Origin of the sequence: Flavobacterium sp. RNTU_13, from assembly GCF_046614455.1 — a bacterium.
In the GTDB taxonomy this organism is placed as follows: Bacteria; Bacteroidota; Bacteroidia; order Flavobacteriales; family Flavobacteriaceae; genus Flavobacterium.
Genome location: NZ_JBKJHB010000018.1, coordinates 1 through 265, shown reverse-complemented (window position 1 = coordinate 265; position 265 = coordinate 1). Strand labels below are relative to the sequence as shown.

The window sequence follows — 265 nt, the reverse complement described above, 5'->3', positions numbered from 1 at the left end:
GCCAGCGGCTCCAACAGTAACGAGTGTTCAACCTACGTGTTCAGTTGCTACAGGTTCGATAACAGTAACTGCTCCTACGGGAACAGGTGTTACGTATAGTATTGACGGAACGACTTACCAGGCATCAGCTACCTTTACAGGTGTTGCAGCAGGAACGTACAGCGTAACAGCTAAAAATGCTTCGGGTTGTATCTCGACTGCGACTTCGGTAACTATCAATGCTGCTCCGGCTACGCCAGCGGCTCCAACAGCGACGACTGTTCAG

The 265-nt window shown here is 50.9% G+C and carries 1 protein-coding gene; it reads left to right on the top strand.

The features are described from left to right. A partial coding sequence (locus ACLI08_RS16385) for a hypothetical protein (RefSeq protein ID WP_411429585.1) occupies window positions 1–265 on the top strand: 265 nt, incomplete at both ends.